The organism is Nostoc sp. 2RC (assembly GCF_014222165.1).
Lineage (GTDB): Bacteria > Cyanobacteriota > Cyanobacteriia > Cyanobacteriales > Nostocaceae > Nostoc > Nostoc linckia.
On record NZ_JACKZU010000191.1, the window covers coordinates 1 to 15,363 of the forward strand.

14 protein-coding genes are annotated in these 15,363 nt (G+C 40.6%); 9 read left to right on the forward strand and 5 right to left on the reverse strand.

Going from position 1 to position 15,363, the window contains the following annotated elements:
- Positions 1-80 precede the first annotated feature (80 nt).
- On the reverse strand, positions 81-3,104 hold the full coding sequence (locus GNE10_RS20385) for a valine--tRNA ligase (protein WP_185566728.1): 3,024 nt from the start codon (positions 3,102-3,104) through the stop codon (positions 81-83).
- 58 nt (positions 3,105-3,162) lie between these two features.
- On the opposite strand from GNE10_RS20385, the gene GNE10_RS20390 reads away from it, so the two are divergent.
- From GNE10_RS20390 to GNE10_RS20400, 3 genes are read left to right on the forward strand one after another with little or no spacing between them, the layout of a single operon-like run.
- Positions 3,163-3,588, forward strand: a complete 426-nt coding sequence (locus GNE10_RS20390; protein ID WP_185566729.1) for a GxxExxY protein — start codon at positions 3,163-3,165, stop codon at positions 3,586-3,588.
- A 41-nt stretch (positions 3,589-3,629) separates the two neighbouring features.
- Positions 3,630-4,895, forward strand: a complete 1,266-nt coding sequence (locus tag GNE10_RS20395; RefSeq protein WP_185566730.1) for an MFS transporter — start codon at positions 3,630-3,632, stop codon at positions 4,893-4,895.
- 1 nt (position 4,896) lies between these two features.
- A complete protein-coding gene (locus tag GNE10_RS20400; protein WP_185566731.1) occupies positions 4,897-5,859 on the forward strand; it encodes an N-acetylglucosamine kinase in 963 nt (320 codons plus the stop codon).
- A gap of 26 nt (positions 5,860-5,885) precedes the next feature.
- Here the strand turns inward: GNE10_RS20400 and GNE10_RS20405 are convergent, their stop codons facing one another.
- Positions 5,886-6,626 carry a dienelactone hydrolase family protein gene (locus GNE10_RS20405; RefSeq protein ID WP_185566732.1) on the reverse strand — a complete coding sequence of 247 codons (741 nt, stop codon included), beginning with the start codon at positions 6,624-6,626 and terminating at the stop codon, positions 5,886-5,888.
- Positions 6,627-6,901: 275 nt separating this feature from the next.
- Between GNE10_RS20405 and GNE10_RS20410 the strand changes: the two genes are divergently transcribed.
- Positions 6,902-8,329, forward strand: a complete 1,428-nt coding sequence (locus GNE10_RS20410; RefSeq protein ID WP_185566733.1) for an McrB family protein — start codon at positions 6,902-6,904, stop codon at positions 8,327-8,329.
- Positions 8,320-9,528, forward strand: coding sequence for an McrC family protein (locus tag GNE10_RS20415; protein ID WP_185566734.1), 1,209 nt, complete (start codon positions 8,320-8,322; stop codon positions 9,526-9,528). The genes GNE10_RS20410 and GNE10_RS20415 overlap by 10 nt, the downstream gene beginning before the upstream one ends.
- Before the next feature lie 303 nt (positions 9,529-9,831).
- Here the strand turns inward: GNE10_RS20415 and GNE10_RS20420 are convergent, their stop codons facing one another.
- The gene (locus tag GNE10_RS20420; RefSeq protein ID WP_185566735.1) at positions 9,832-11,142 is read right to left on the reverse strand and encodes an FGGY-family carbohydrate kinase; all 1,311 of its coding nucleotides are present in this window, start codon (positions 11,140-11,142) and stop codon (positions 9,832-9,834) included.
- 157 nt (positions 11,143-11,299) lie between these two features.
- Here GNE10_RS20420 and psaM point away from each other — a divergent pair, with 157 nt between their 5' ends.
- Positions 11,300-11,431: a photosystem I reaction center subunit XII gene (gene psaM, locus GNE10_RS20425; RefSeq protein WP_099072150.1), complete on the forward strand. Its 132-nt coding sequence runs from the start codon at positions 11,300-11,302 to the stop codon at positions 11,429-11,431.
- A gap of 377 nt (positions 11,432-11,808) precedes the next feature.
- On the forward strand, positions 11,809-12,219 hold the full coding sequence (locus GNE10_RS20430) for a hypothetical protein (protein ID WP_099072151.1): 411 nt from the start codon (positions 11,809-11,811) through the stop codon (positions 12,217-12,219).
- Between the two features lie 168 nt (positions 12,220-12,387).
- Here the strand turns inward: GNE10_RS20430 and GNE10_RS20435 are convergent, their stop codons facing one another.
- The gene (locus tag GNE10_RS20435) at positions 12,388-13,110 is read right to left on the reverse strand and encodes a tetratricopeptide repeat protein (RefSeq protein WP_185566736.1); all 723 of its coding nucleotides are present in this window, start codon (positions 13,108-13,110) and stop codon (positions 12,388-12,390) included.
- A 487-nt stretch (positions 13,111-13,597) separates the two neighbouring features.
- Between GNE10_RS20435 and GNE10_RS20440 the strand changes: the two genes are divergently transcribed.
- Together GNE10_RS20440 and GNE10_RS20445 are read left to right on the forward strand one after the other, a co-directional pair.
- The gene (locus tag GNE10_RS20440; protein ID WP_185566737.1) at positions 13,598-14,062 is read left to right on the forward strand and encodes a hypothetical protein; all 465 of its coding nucleotides are present in this window, start codon (positions 13,598-13,600) and stop codon (positions 14,060-14,062) included.
- Between the two features lie 6 nt (positions 14,063-14,068).
- Positions 14,069-14,626 (forward strand): glutathione S-transferase family protein, encoded by a 558-nt coding sequence (locus GNE10_RS20445; protein ID WP_185566738.1) that lies wholly within the window; start codon positions 14,069-14,071, stop codon positions 14,624-14,626.
- A gap of 157 nt (positions 14,627-14,783) precedes the next feature.
- On the opposite strand, the gene GNE10_RS20450 is transcribed toward GNE10_RS20445, so the two are convergent.
- Complete coding sequence (locus tag GNE10_RS20450) at positions 14,784-15,275, reverse strand: YajQ family cyclic di-GMP-binding protein (protein ID WP_185566739.1); 492 nt, start codon at positions 15,273-15,275, stop codon at positions 14,784-14,786.
- Positions 15,276-15,363 lie beyond the last annotated feature (88 nt).

The window sequence follows — 15,363 nt, forward strand, 5'->3', positions numbered from 1 at the left end:
CAAAAAATGTGGAACTACTGATTTGTGGGTAGGTAATGGGTAATGAGCAATTAACTACTCTGCCATTACCCATTACAACATTACAATCCTAAACCACGTAGGCGGGCGCGCAGAATTTCTGCTTGTTTTTCGGCTTCTGCTAAAGCATCTCTGGCTCCTTGAACTACGTCAGCTCTGGCTTTACCGACAAAATTCGGATTGCTTAATCTGGCACTCAAAGATTGAATTTCCGCTTCAGCTTTGGTGAGGCTTTTCTCTAGTTTGGCACGTACAACTTCGATATCCACCACGCCACTGAGGGGAATTACTACTTGTATTGTACCTATCACACCAGCGATCGCATTTTCTGGCTCTTGTGCCTGTTGTGATTCCGTCCCCTGGAAAAACTGTTTCCATAGCTTTTGTCTAGCTTCACCATTGAGTAAATTTTGGGTGACAAACCAACCTGTGTAAAGAAAACCAACCATTTCAAAGAAAGTTCCAATTATGGCAGTTTGATAAATCGTATTCCCCACAGCCAAACCCAACCTAGCCAAAACAATACCCAAAATAGTTAAGCCAATTATTTTTAATCCATTCTGGGGTTTTTTAGCAGCAACACTTTGATTGTTTTGCTTGTCGGTAATAGTTAAAGTTTCAACCTTCGCCAAATCTTGAATGTAAATCTGTCCAGCGGTGAGGATTTGTCTTTCTTTTTCACTTTCAGTTTGTAAATTAGCTGTCACCTTCACCCCTGGTTTGACATCAGCTTCGGCACGCAAATTCCGAATTGTGCGGATAGTATCAATTAGCAATTCAAACTGTTCTTCTAGCGCAAAATCTATCAGATTTGCATCTACCTTTGGATAGGTTTGTAAAGCCAGAGTTTGGGGAGAATCTGCTGGTTGTTGGGTGAGAGATTGCCAAATTTCCTCAGTAATATGAGGCATAAAGGGATGAAGCAGTTTTAAAATCCCTTCTAGTACGTAGGCGAGGGTTTGTTGTGCTACCCGTCGTGATGTGGGGTCTGCATCTGGCTGGAGGCGAGATTTCACCAATTCAATGTATTGGTCGCAGAAATCACCCCAGATGAAATCGTACAGTCCCTTTGCTGCTTCTCCTAAACCATAATTATCAATGTAATTGCTGGTTTGTTTGACGACTTGATGATAACGGGAAAGAATCCAGCGATCGCTTAATTCGAGGGATTGGGAAGACGCGGGGACAGGGGGACGGGGGGACGCGGGGAAAGGACTCTCCGTGTCTCCGTGTCCAGTCCCCAAATTCATCATCACAAACCGGGCTGCATTCCACAGCTTATTAGCAAAGTTACGGGACGCTTCTACAGATGGTGATTCATCCTTTTTGCGATCGTACTCTAAGCGGATATCTTGTCCCGCCCCCGCCACTTCCTTAACTAAGGTATAGCGCAGGGCATCAGTACCATATTTGTCAATTAATAACAGTGGATCAATGCCATTACCTTTGGTCTTTGACATCTTCTGGCCTTTTTCATCCAGCACCAAGCCGTGGATGTAAACGGTTTGGAAAGGCATTTTCCCAGTAAAATGCCCACCCATCATTGTCATTCTGGCTACCCAGAAAAAGATGATGTCAAAGCCTGTCACCAAAGTAGTAGTTGGGTAGTAAGTCGTTAAATCCGGAGTTTGTTCTGGCCAGCCCAAAGTTGAAAACGGCCAGAGTCCAGAAGAAAACCAAGTATCTAACACATCTGGGTCTTGTTCTAACTTGACATTTTCACCAAATTGTGCATTGGCTTTCTCCCAAGCTTCCGCCTCGGATTTTGCCACTACAAACGGTGTGTTATCGGTAATTTGCCCATCGGTTTCACTGACAGCGTACCAAGCAGGAATTTGGTGTCCCCACCAGAGTTGGCGAGAAATGCACCAATCTTTGAGTTTGACTAGCCAATCACGATAAACCTTAGTCCAGCGTTGGGGGACAAACTGCGGCGAGTTTTGCTGGTCGAGGAATTCTAAAGTTTTGTCAGCCAGGGGGCGAATTTTGACAAACCACTGAGTTGAAAGCAGGGGTTCAATGGGTACTTTACCGCGATCGCTGTAGGGAACGGTATGTTTATAATCCTCAATTTTCACCAAAAAGCCGTCTTTTTCTAAGCGAGAAACCACATTTTTTCTAGCAACAAAGCGGTCTTGTCCTTGGAACTCCCCAGCATTTGTATTGAGGGTGCCGTCTTTATTCATAATGTTGATTAACGGCAGATTGTGACGCTTACCCATATCAAAATCGTTGGGGTCATGGGCGGGAGTCACCTTCACACAGCCTGTGCCGAAAGTGGGGTCAACAAATTCATCGCCAATGATGGGAATTTCTCGTTGTAGAATGGGCAGAGTTACAGTTTTGCCAATGAGATGTTTGTAGCGATCGTCATTGGGATTAACTGCCACTGCTGTATCGCCGAGCATCGTTTCTGGTCGAGTCGTCGCCACTTCCACAAAACCAGAACCATCTGTCAGTGGATAGCGGAAGTGCCAGAGATTACCATTAACCTCTTGATTTTCCACCTCCACATCAGACACAGCTGACTGGGAAGCCGGGCACCAGTTAACTAAATATTCACCACGATAAATTAAGCCTTCCTCGTAAAGGCGAGTAAATGCCTCAACAACAGCTTTGGATAAACCTTCATCCAGGGTAAACCTTTCCCGCGACCAGTCAGCCGAAACACCCAAGCGTCGCAATTGATTAACAATGGTTCCTTCAGACTCCGCCTTCCATTGCCAAGCGCGTTCTAAGAATTTCTCGCGCCCCAATTCATAGCGAGTCTTACCCTCAGTCTTGAGTTGCTTTTCCAGCATGGTATGGACAGCAATGCTGGCGTGGTCGGTTCCGGGTAACCACAGGGTATTACGTCCCTGCATCCGGTGGTAGCGGACGAGGGTATCAATTAGGGCACTTTCAAAGGCGTGACCCATGTGCAAACTGCCGGTGACATTGGGCGGGGGAATGACGATGCAGTAGGGTTTACCGTTTTTGTTGGGGTCGGCTTTGTAAACTTGGTTGTCTTCCCAGAATTTTTGCCACTTGGCTTCAGTGGAAAAGGGTTCGTAGAGACTGGGGAGATTGAGAATGGTTGCGGTCATGCGGGGAAAACTAAGGAAGGACTCTAATAAATTTTGCCACAGGGTTGGAGAGGGATTGATGGAAACGAACCGCCAAGACGCCAAGGACGCCAAGAGAAGGGAGCCAAGTGAGGAGGTGGATAGATTAGCTTACGCTGTGATTGGGGCGGCCATTGAGGTGCATCAGGTGTTGGGAGCAGGGTTTTTGGAGGAGGTTTATAAGGAAGCACTGATTATAGAATTTTTCAGGCGCGGAATACCTCATGAGTTTGAGAAGTCGGTAACAGTAAATTACAAAGGACATGAAGTAGGCAAGGGTAGATTAGATTTTCTAGTTGCTAATTGTCTAATTTTGGAATTGAAAGCTGTCCAAAATTTAGCCCCAATCCACGAAGCTCAAGTCCTCTCATACCTTAAAATGACTAATCACCCCCTAGCTCTCCTCATTAACTTTAACGTCCCCCTCCTCAAAGACGGCATCAAACGTATTATCCTTTCTTCTTAATCTTCTCTTGGCGCACTTGGCGTCTTGGCGGTTCGTAATCCATGAAACACCAACCAACCTCTCCCTGGAAATTCATCCCCACCCTATATTTCACCTCCGGCATCCCTTACGTCATCATCAACACAGTTTCCGTCATCTTTTACAAAAAACTCGGAATCGATAACGCTGAAATTACCCTATGGACAAGCTTTCTCTATCTACCTTGGGTCATCAAAATGTTTTGGGGCCCAATTGTCGATATTTACTTTACCAAACGCCAATGGATTATTTACACTCAATTAACCATGTTCGCCTGTTTAGGTTTGGTAGCCTTTTGTTTACAATTACCCAACTTCTTTTTTATCTCCCTGGCAGCATTAACAATAGGAGCCTTTATTTCTGCAACTTATGACATTGCCACAGATGGTTTTTATTTACTAGCTTTATCTCCCGAACAACAAGCCTTTTTTGTTGGCATTCGCTCGCTATTTTATAGACTTGCTGTGATTTTCGGCTCTGGAATATTAGTATTTATAGCAGGTCAGTTGGAAGTATCTCTAAACAACATTCCTTTAGCTTGGACTTTAGCTCTGAGTTTCTGTGCTTTGATTTTAGCAATTATATTTATTTTTCATCGCTTAGTTTTACCCGCCCCTGAATCGGATAGCCAACGACAACTAGAAGCTACAAAAAAAATAGATTTTTGGACAATTATTAGTTCGTATTTTGCTCAAGATAAAATTATTAATATTATAGCTTTTATTTTACTCTACAGACTTGGCGAAGCAATGCTGGTGAAGATGGCTTCTTTATTTTTGTTAGACAAACGAGAATTAGGAGGCTTGGGTTTATCAACATCAGATGTGGGGTTAATTTACGGAACGCTTGGTGTTATATCCCTGATTTTTGGAGGCATCTTAGGAGGTTTAGTAATTGCCAAATATGGATTGAAAAAATGTCTTTTACCTATGGCTTTAGCCTTAAATTTGCCTGATATATTCTATGTTTATATGGCTTACAGCAAACCTACATTAATATTAGTATATCCTTTGGTTTCCTTGGAACAATTTGGATATGGTTTTGGGTTTACAGCTTTTAGTGTTTACTTAATGTACATTTGTCAAGGAGAATACAAAACCTCCCATTTTGCTATCTCAACTGGCATCATGGCTTTAGGGATGATGCTTCCCGGATTAATTAGCGGTTATCTACAAAAAGCACTTGGCTATCCACTCTTTTTTATTTTGGTCTGTTTACTTACAATCCCTGGAATGATTGCTCTATTTTTTATACCTTTAAAGGAAGAATCGAAACTTACGAAGAATTAATATGCGTTATGTTTTGGGAATAGATGGCGGCGGTAGTAAGACAGTCTGCGTGTTGATGGATGATTCTGGTCAAGTGTTAGGACGTGGTGAAGCTGGCGGTTCTAACTATCAAAGTATAGGTATTGAAGCTACTTTTAAATCAATTGAATTGGCAATTGAAGCTGCCGCTAATGAAGCCAGAAAAATTATCAAAACTATTACTATTGAATCAATATGTCTGGGTTTGGCAGGTGTGGGGCGTGCATCAGATATTGAAGTAGTAAAAAATTTAGTGGTTAAGTTGCAAAATAGCAAAAATTTACCTGTAAATTGGGCATTACAGCCAGAGAATATTGTCATTTGCAATGACGCTTTTATTGCTTTAGTTGGTGGAATTGGCCATGATGTGGGAATTGTGGTTGCTGTAGGTACTGGTTCCATAATTTTTGGACGAAATCAGCAGGGAAACACCAAGCAAGTAGGGGGCTGGGGCTATATTTTAGGAGATGAAGGTAGTGCTTATAAAATTGCCGTTGCTGGGATGAATGCTGCATTAAAATCCTATGATGGACGAGAGATAGCAACTACTTTAGTGGATGCTTTTAAGGAGTATCTTAATTTGGAAAATGTAGAAGATTTAATAGAAGTAATATATCGGCGACAATGGGGAGTTAAACAGATAGCTGCTTTAGCGCCAATTGTCGATGTAGCAGCAGCATCAGGTGATGAAGTAGCGAATAATATAATTGATGATGCTGTTAAAGAATTAGTAAAAGCTACATCTACAGTAATTGATGCGATTTTTAGTGCTAACTCAGTTTTGGAAGTAGTCACAACAGGAAGTGTCTGGCGCGGTAGATGCAAGATCCATGAAAGATTTGTAGCGTCTCTTGTTAATAAGTTTCCTAATGTAAACGTGATTTTTTCGAGGTATGAGCCTGCTTACGGTGCTGGCTTATTAGCGTTACAGACAACTCAAAATTGACGCGAAGAAAGCAATAATAGGAGTTTTCAGTTTGCAAATATGCGCCCCAAGAAATTTATTATTTCAAACCAAGCTGCGGTGGTAGCACTAGAATCATAACGATAACCGTCGTCGCGCATGAATGTATGTTCTGCTTCATACAATAAAATTTGGTGAGGTATGTTAGCATTATTAATTACTTTTATTATGGTTTGCCGATCGCTATCTGGTATGTGAGGGTCAAGAGTACCGAACACCATTAGCATCTCGCCTTTGATTTCACTTACCCTCTGGATTGTATCGGCTACCTCCTTACCAAGCTTACCACTGGGAATACCAGTAGGATAACAGCAGACACAAGCCCGAATTTCGCTTTGAAATGCTGCGCGGAAAGCTAAATGTCCACCAATACAAAAGCCTAAAGTGCCTATTTGATTTGGAGAAACCGCACTCTCTGTTTTCAGAAATTCAATCACAGCAAGGCAATCGGCATCATAATCAGCTACCGAGGTTCGACGCGCATCGTCATTACCCCGCATCCTTCCGAGATCGTCTGGCTCAATTACTGAACCAACTGGCTCAATTCGGTGAAAAATTTCTGGAGCTGCTACTACATAGCCGTATCCTGCTAAGTAGTTAGCTAGACGAATCATCGGATCGCCTAATTGATAAATATCACTATAGAAGACAATACCAGGGTATTTTCCTGCTGCTTTGGGAGATGCTACATAAACACGCATTAAGCTGCCATCTACTCTTAATTCAACATTGCGCTTAGTGATTTGCACTTTTTTGTCTCCGTGTTCCGCTTGCTGTCATTAGCTTCTACACTATAGCGCCGCAGCATCCGGTTACTTTCAAGCTACAATTTTGGCGTTTTTCTGCCATGATTGCGATCGTTTAATATCCGCAGTGAAAGTTTGTCATATTTGCCTTAATACACCCGTTACCTTACCGTATGGTAGGCTATATAGCTGTTTTAGTACCACTTGTAAATTTGGCAGCAGCATCAGGTGATATAGTAGCGAATTAAGAGAAAATATTATCTTTTAAATGAAAAATAATGGATAGTAGCCAAAACTCAAATAAATTCTCCGCTTTCAATTCTTTTGAAGTTATAAAAAGCTACAAAAAAAATTGTCTTAATCGTCTTTATAATTTTGATAACTCTCAAGAACACATAGATTTTAGAGAAAAAGTAGAACAACCATTTCATGATTTTTGTAATTTAATATATCAGCAAATACCAAAAGAAATTGCTGCCGATGATTTTTCTGGAATAGTAAAAACTGAACGTTTTGTTTTTTATAAAAAGCCTCAATTGCATACACATTTAGATAGATTTTCAACTTTATATATAGAGATGACAGAGCTAGGTATAGAAATACGATTTTTAGAAGACACAGGTGAAGTTTTAGCCGAATATATTGCTGATACTAACCCTATAATAATGTCCAAAATAGTTGCCCAAAATATACATATATTTCGTGATCTTTCCGATGTAAATCTTAATTGGGAAAAAGATAAAATTTTAAAGAGTTCTTGGGAAGATTTAATTGATGAATTTAATCAATGGTTTAAAGTTTATGTTCCTTTTTTATGGCTATCAGTATCTAATGAATTAATACCATCTATTAGTAAATATATAAATCCGAATAATCCTAATTATAGCTTAAAGGACTTTGCTCAAGATATTGGCTTAATTGCAGAAAGCTTAGAGCGATGGATACGCACAATTCATCGTAAAGGTCAAGCAATTTTATATGGTTCACCTGGAACAGGAAAAACTTATATTGCTGAAAAACTTGCTCAACACTTAATCGGTGGTGGTGACGGTTTCTCAGAACTGGTGCAATTTCATCCCGCATACTCTTATGAAGATTTCATTCAAGGCATCCGTCCTCAAAGCCAAAATGGAATATTAGCATATCCACTGGTTCCAGGAAGATTTTTAGAATTTTGTAAAAAAGCTGAGTCTCGTGAAGATACTTGTGTTCTAATTCTCGATGAAATAAACCGTGCTAATCTTGCACAGGTTTTTGGCGAACTCATGTATTTACTTGAGTACAGAGACAAAGAAATTCCACTAGCTGGCGGTAATAAGTTTCGCATCCCCAAAAATGTCCGCATTATTGGGACAATGAATACAGCAGATAGGTCTATTGCAAATATAGATCATGCACTTCGTCGCCGCTTTGCGTTTATTGAACTTCGTCCAAACTATGATGTGCTGCGACGTTATCACCGAAAAAGAGGTTTTGCAGTAGAGGGATTAATTAACATTTTACAACAATTAAATCAGGCGATCGCAGATAAAAACTACGAAATTGGTATTTCATTCTTTTTAACAGACAACCTACATGAAGATATAAAAGATATATGGCTTATGGAAATTGAGCCATATTTGGAAGAGTACTTTTTTAACCAGCTAGAAAAAGTAGATAAGTTTCGCTGGGATAAAATCAAGGATCGGGTTCAGTTATGGATATAAACCCAGCACAACTAAGAGTTATTGAAATTATAGAATACGAAAATAAATCATTTACACTTGATGAAATACCCGATTCAGCCGCAGTCGAGTTATATGAAAAATACAAAACACAAGTAGATATAGAATTTCCTACCTATACAACGAGAAATCGTTGGAAACTGAAAGCTAAAGGATGGGTAGGTTACATTCCTGTAACTCCTGAATTGCATTTAAAAATAAATCCGAAAGTGCCTATCCAAAACCTCTTCGGAATGCTGGAATATGCATACAATTTAAAAGGGTTTCGCTTTCTCGAAGGGCTAATGGATTGTGAATCTCTAGAGGACTTTTATAATAATCTGGCTCATATCTTAGCCGATAAAATTTTAGAACGGTGTCGCAAAGGATTATATCGTACTTATTTGCCTAAAACACAGCAGCTTTCTTATGTGCGGGGAAGGCTAGATGTGCAACAGATAATTCAAAAGCCGTGGAATGTTAAACTTAAATGCAATTACGAAGAACATACGGCTGATGTTAAAGAAAATCAAATCTTGGCATGGACACTTTATATCATTGGTCGTAGCAGTTTATGTTCAGAAAGAGTATCACCAACAATACGAAAAGCTTATCACGCTCTACAAGGATTAGTAACGCTGCAACCTTGTAGTGCAGAAGATTGTATCGCCAGACAGTATAATCGCCTCAATGAAGACTATGAACTGTTACATAATTTCTGCCGATTCTTTTTAGAAAATAGTAGTCCAAGTTATGAAATAGGAAATTATAAAACCCTACCCTTTATCGTCGATATGGGACATTTATATGAATTTTTTGTTGCAGAATGGCTTAAGAAAAATACGCCACAAGGATATTTTTTTAAACAACAGTATACGACAGAAATTAGTCAGAATCGGCAGTTCATTATAGATTTATTACTGTGCGATGCCGCTACTGGCAAAGCAATAGCAGTTTTGGATACAAAGTATAAAGCCCTTGAACAAGCAGTAAATACAGATATTCATCAGATGATAAGCTACGCAAACACAACAAAATGTAGCCAAGCCTTTTTAATATACCCTAAAGACTTGACACAGCCACTAGATATTAAAAGCGATGAAATCCGAGTCCGCAGCCTCACGTTTTCCCTAGATGATAACCTCGATCGCGCAGGCCAAACTTTTTTAAAAAACCTTTTTCTTTTCTTAGAATTAATTTAAAATTAACTCCAATCATTAGTAAAGGGGATAGATGACATTCGCTTGTCGCAAAGCACCAATCCCCGAATAGCTGCCCAGATCGTGAAACCTGGAATCCTATAGTCCGGTATCTAATAATCACAGTATCGGCCGAGATACGTTGATTGTCACCCGGATAGATACTGATTTAAAAGATATCTATCGTGGGGTATAGGACATGGGGCATTGGGCAAGCAGGAAGTGTGGGAGGGGTGGGAGGTGTGGGAGGTGTGGGAGGATGGTGAAAAAATCTTTCCCCCCTCTCTCCTCACACTTCCCATCTCCTCATCTCCCACACTCGTCACACTCTCCACACTCGTCACACTTACTCGTCCCCGTTTCTTTACCTACTTTTCCCATTGCTAACAATGCTGTGCCGTAAGCAGCTTCTGTATATTTTGAGGCGATGACAGGCACTTTTAAATACTGCTTACGAATGGCAGTCCAAGTGTGATTTGCTGCGCCACCGCCGGCAGTATAAACGCGAGTCAATTTGTCTGCACCCATTTTTTGTAATAATTCATACCCTTTTGTTTCGATGCGGGCAATACTTTCTAACAATCCATGTAGAAATTCCACTGGGTTTTCTGGACGTGGTTCCAATCTTGGGGGTAAATGGGGATCGTTAATGGGAAAGCGATCGCCTGCTTTCAACAATGGATAATAATCTAGTCCACTGGTTTGTGATGCATCAATTTCACGGCTGAGGCTGACTAGTTCGGAGTTGCTAAAAAATTTCTGTAGCACTGCACCCCCAGTATTAGAAGCACCGCCAGTCAACCACAATTTACCCAAACGATGGCTGTAAATTCCATATCGCGCATCCTCTATACGGGTACGACTCAATAATTTCACTACTAAGGTGGAACCTAAGGAAGTCACGGCTTCACCAGGTAATTTTGCCCCACTGGCAAGAAAAGCGGCAATACTATCAGTTGTACCAGTACATACCAAACAATCAGGCCGAAAACCAAAGTTATCTGCAATTTCAGAACGTAATTCTGCAACGGGAGTACCAGGTGGCAAAATTCTGGGTAATTGAATGGGTATTTGCAACTTTTCCATCCATTGTGGATATTTCAATTCTTCCACGTCATAACCGAGTTTTAAGGCGTTATGGTAGTCGCTAATGCCTAAATACCCATGCAGCAAAAACCCCAGCCAATCTGCTTGATGTAGGAAATATCTAGCTTGACTAAAAGAAGGTAATTGCTGCATCCAAATGAGTTTGCTCAGGCTAGAGGTGGCGCTTAACACGGTATGATTGGGGGGCGCTACGCTCTTTAAATCATTTAGCACAGACGATCCCCGTGCATCGTTGTACAATAGCGGTGCATCTATTGGTTTGCCAGCAGCATCCACCAGCAAGACAGTGGAAGAAGTACCATTAATGGCGATCGCTTTAATTTTTCGCCGCAATTCCTGGGGTATTTGTTCCAGCAGCGCCAACAAAGCTTGCTGCCAATAATTCAGCATCATAGCCACTGGTAAATCCTCGAAAGGATATCGTACCTCAGCCTGGATGCTAGCTTTCTCATCAATCGCCACACCACGTGCGCCAGATGTTCCGAAGTCGATACCCAAATACAAATCCATAGATTGATGAATTTTTTTAAAGGATAATAACTAATGACTACTGACTCTTAACTGCTTTTGTTGCATCTTGTAACAAGATCTTCCACGATCCTGGCAAAACAAGGAAAAGTAGTAAACGAACAGTTCAAAATCTATTCAGGTTAGGAGAATTTCAGCCATGCCTATCTTAGATACTCTGTACCTCGCTCAAGTGTCTTCCCTCTCAGATACCCAAGTGTACATCGCTCTAGTTGTGGCACTAATTCCAGGAGTTCTCGCTTGGCGTTTAGCCACAGAACTTTACAAATAAGGTACGATGTGACACAGTTAAAAAGCTAATAATCCTGGCATTACGGGGGTGCAATTTCCAAACGCTTCAGGCTTTACGCCTAAAGTCTTTATGGATTTATGCACTTACGTAAGCCAGGTTATTTTTTAACTTGTACGGCACTTGTAGCTATTTTCCAAAAATGAAGTAAGATGACAGCTAAATCAAGCTTCACAAGTGCTGAGTCAAGTTAAAAGACGTGAATGAGAAGATTCATCAGTACTACTTCTTACTCATTACTTCTTCCTGAACGCTCAACATAGGTAAACGCTTCCCAAAGGAAGCGTCTTGTAGAGAAGAAAGCTAACAGCGCTCTTGATGGTGCTTCACTTCACTCACAGAGGTTATTTTTTAGGATCATGAACGCGATTCAACCCTCCAGACCCCCTTCACAACCGATACAAAAACGCCGCATCATTCCTCGACCAAAGCGGCATCTTCGTCAACGTTCCTACCAAGTGATGGCATTGGAAAGTACTGCCAAAATAGCTGTTAATCTTTTCATTACAGCCGCCGCCGCATCTGCCTTGACACAACTTTTGCCTTATCACTGGTCACAGCAAGAAAAGTTGCGAGAAATCAGTACTGAGGTCAAGCTCATAGAAACACATGTCAACAATTTACAGGCAGAATTTAGCCGTAACTTCGATCCCCAACAAGCTAAAAGTATTATGCAACAACAAGGGTACAGATTCGATCCCCGCCAGCGTCGAGTCGTGCTGATGAATCAAGATGGCAGAGTCATTGAACAAACAGATTTATTACCCTAACATAAATATCGAATTTGGGATTATTCTGTTTATTGTGATTTTGCCTACGTATAAACTGGGCGAAAATTTATATTATTGGTAATAACTAATAGCGTCGCAATACTCCAATTTAAAATTCAAAATGAAGAATTTATTTTGAGAGTTTTATAATTTACCAGAATGGTTCATCTACCAATTAGGACGCCCAGGAGATAGCAAATCGTGAAGCCAATTTTCAATCTGTAAACGCAAGCGATAACCAGTAACATCTTTACGGTTGTTTACAGGAGGTAGTTGAGTAAGGGCGCGACGATAATCCGCGATCGCACAATTCCAGTCACCCCAAAGATGGTAAGTTCTGCCACGTTCAGCCCAAATATGACCTTCTAATTGACCGAAAAGCAGTGCTACCTCAAAATTTTCAATCGCCTCTTCGTATTGGCCCAAGTCACGCAAGGTAATGCCTCTGTTAATCCATGCCCGGACGTAACGAGGATTTAAATTAATCGCTTCATCATAGTCAGCAAGTGCTAGTGCTAATTCTCCACAAGCAGCATAATAATTTGCTCGATTGTTATAAGCGCTGGCTAAATAAGGATTCAGTTCCAGGGCAGTATTATAATCACGCAAAGCTTTTTGCATTTCACTACTTTGGAAATAAATTAGCCCCCGGTTGTTGTAATTAATTGCATTGTAGGGATAGCGAAAAATTAGTTTGTTTAAAAGTGCGATCGCCTCAGTATAATTTCCTTCTTGAGCCAACTCCAAAGCATGAGAACGTAAGTCGCTGTCTGCTAATTCACTGCAATGATTTGTTGGCTGATTTTGATGATTATTTATTTTATTGATGATAAGTTTTTTATATTGATTGCTTTGATGGTCGCCGGAAGCTAAAAATGAGTTAATATTCATCTTTTTACGCCTAAAATACGTACTATATGGAATAAAATTCTAGTTTTATTTGTGACTAACTTTCCCACTATGTTTATTTTGAGAGTATTTAATATCACCTGAAAGCCATCTCAAGAGAGAACTTAAACTACTCACACAAGTGGAAATTGACGCTTAAATAGACAATTGCTCCTCAAACCTAATCATGGATACTTGATCCCTAAGGTCAATTCCAGAAATAGCCAAGAAAAATTTTTCCTGGAGTGAAAAATGATTGGGGACTGGGGATTGAAAAAATTGTTGTTAGTTCCCACCCAAATCAGGCAAGACCAGTCAAAAATTAAAAATCCTGTATTTCTAGGCTTTTGAAACATTTGCAATGCTATTCTTATTCCCGTCCCTATGTAGAACGTAGTGACAGCGACAAGTTGGTAAAATGCCAACAAGTTGTTTATTCCTTTATTACTAGTCCCCAGTCCCCAATCCCTAAATTTTGAGAAATTTTCTGATGACAACTGCAATTTCTTATCCCAATGCTCCCGATTTAGCAGCCGATGATTACATTGTCATCGGTTTGGCAACCTGCTTTATCAAGGAAGATGGAGAAGTTCATCAAATCGAAGTGATAGAACCAATTCCCTCTGCTGCTTTGGAAGCTTTGTTAAAGGGCATTCCTACCTCTTATAAGCTGGCTTGTGCAACAACTTTGGGATCTGTACTCGATGGCGATTCACAACTCGTACTGGATGGCTTCCCAGACTCAGCCCAGTTCGGTGAAGAATTTATCCCACGTTTGTTTGCCGCAGCTCGTACTTACAAGCGTCGTGAATCTGCAAAATCTTTAATTCCTTTAGGTACGACCTACACGGAATTTAAGTATTCCGTTGACCGCAAGCGGGTATTAAATGCCAATAGAGTTGTGACTAAAGAAGATAACGTTAAGCAGCATTCTCACACTCACAAAGTTCTTTAAGTAATTATGCTAAAACTTTATGGAGGCGCTCGTAGTCGAGCATCGATTGTTCATTGGTATCTAGAGGAATTAGAAATTCCCTATGAATTTGTCAAACTTGATATGCAAGCGGGCGAACACCTACAGCCTGAGTATTTGAAAATTAATGCTTTTGCAAGAGTTCCAGCAATTGTTGATGGAGATTTTCAGCTTTGGGAATCTGGCGCAATTTTGCTTTATTTGGCACAAAAGTATGAAAAAGTACCAGTTTCACTAGAAGAACGTGCTGTAATTTACCAGTGGGTGTTATTTGCCAATTCCACCCTCAGTACTGCAATTGTGGTAGAAACAAATCGCGATCGCCAATTATCTCGTTTGTTGAGTACGTTAAATGAAATTTTCAGCAAACAACCTTTTTTGCTGGGTAATGAATTCACAGTTGCCGATGTGGCAGTGGGGTCTATTCTGAACTACATTCCCATGATTCTGAAACTAGACTTCAGCCCTTACCCAGCCGTCTCGAATTACATGAAACAATTAGCTGACCGTCCCGCATTTCAAAGAACAATTGGTGCGAGAACGTAAAAGGGAGTGGGGAGATGGGGGAGAGAAGGGAGCAAGGGAAAAGGTTATGGTTCGGCAAGCTCACCAACCAGGTTAAAGGGAAAAGGAATAAATTTAATCTTTCCCCTTTTCCCTTTTCCCCTTTCCCTTTCCCCATGCCCTGTTTGCCCCATACCTTTTACCGATAATTTGTAAATTGCAAAGCCACAGGATAATCTTCTTGTTTTAGTCGTTGGATAACAACTTGCAAGTCATCTTTAGATTTGGCAGAAACCCGCACAGCCTCGCCTTGAATTGAGGCTTGTACTTTTTTGAATTCGTCGCGAATCAATTTAGAAATTTGTTTGGCAATTTCTTGACTAATGCCTTTTTTGAGTTTAATTTCTTGACGCACGCGATTACCGCTTGCTGATTCAATTTTGCCAAAATCAAAGATTTTCTGCGAAAGATTACGCTTAGCGGCTTTTTCTCGCAGGATATTGTGTACAGAATCTAAGGTAAACTCGCTGTCAGTATTAACATTAATGCTTTGATCGGCTAATTCAACAGTGGTTTGAGTATCTTTGAGGTCATAACGGCTTTTGATTTCTCGTACAACTTGATCGACAGCGTTAACCAATTCTTGTTGGTCAAAGTCGCTCACAATGTCAAAGGAAAAAGTAGAAGCCATAAAGTATTTTGGATTTGAGATTTTGAATTTTACATTATAAATTGGGCAAACAGGGCATGGGGAAAGGGGAAAGGGAAAGGGGAAAGGG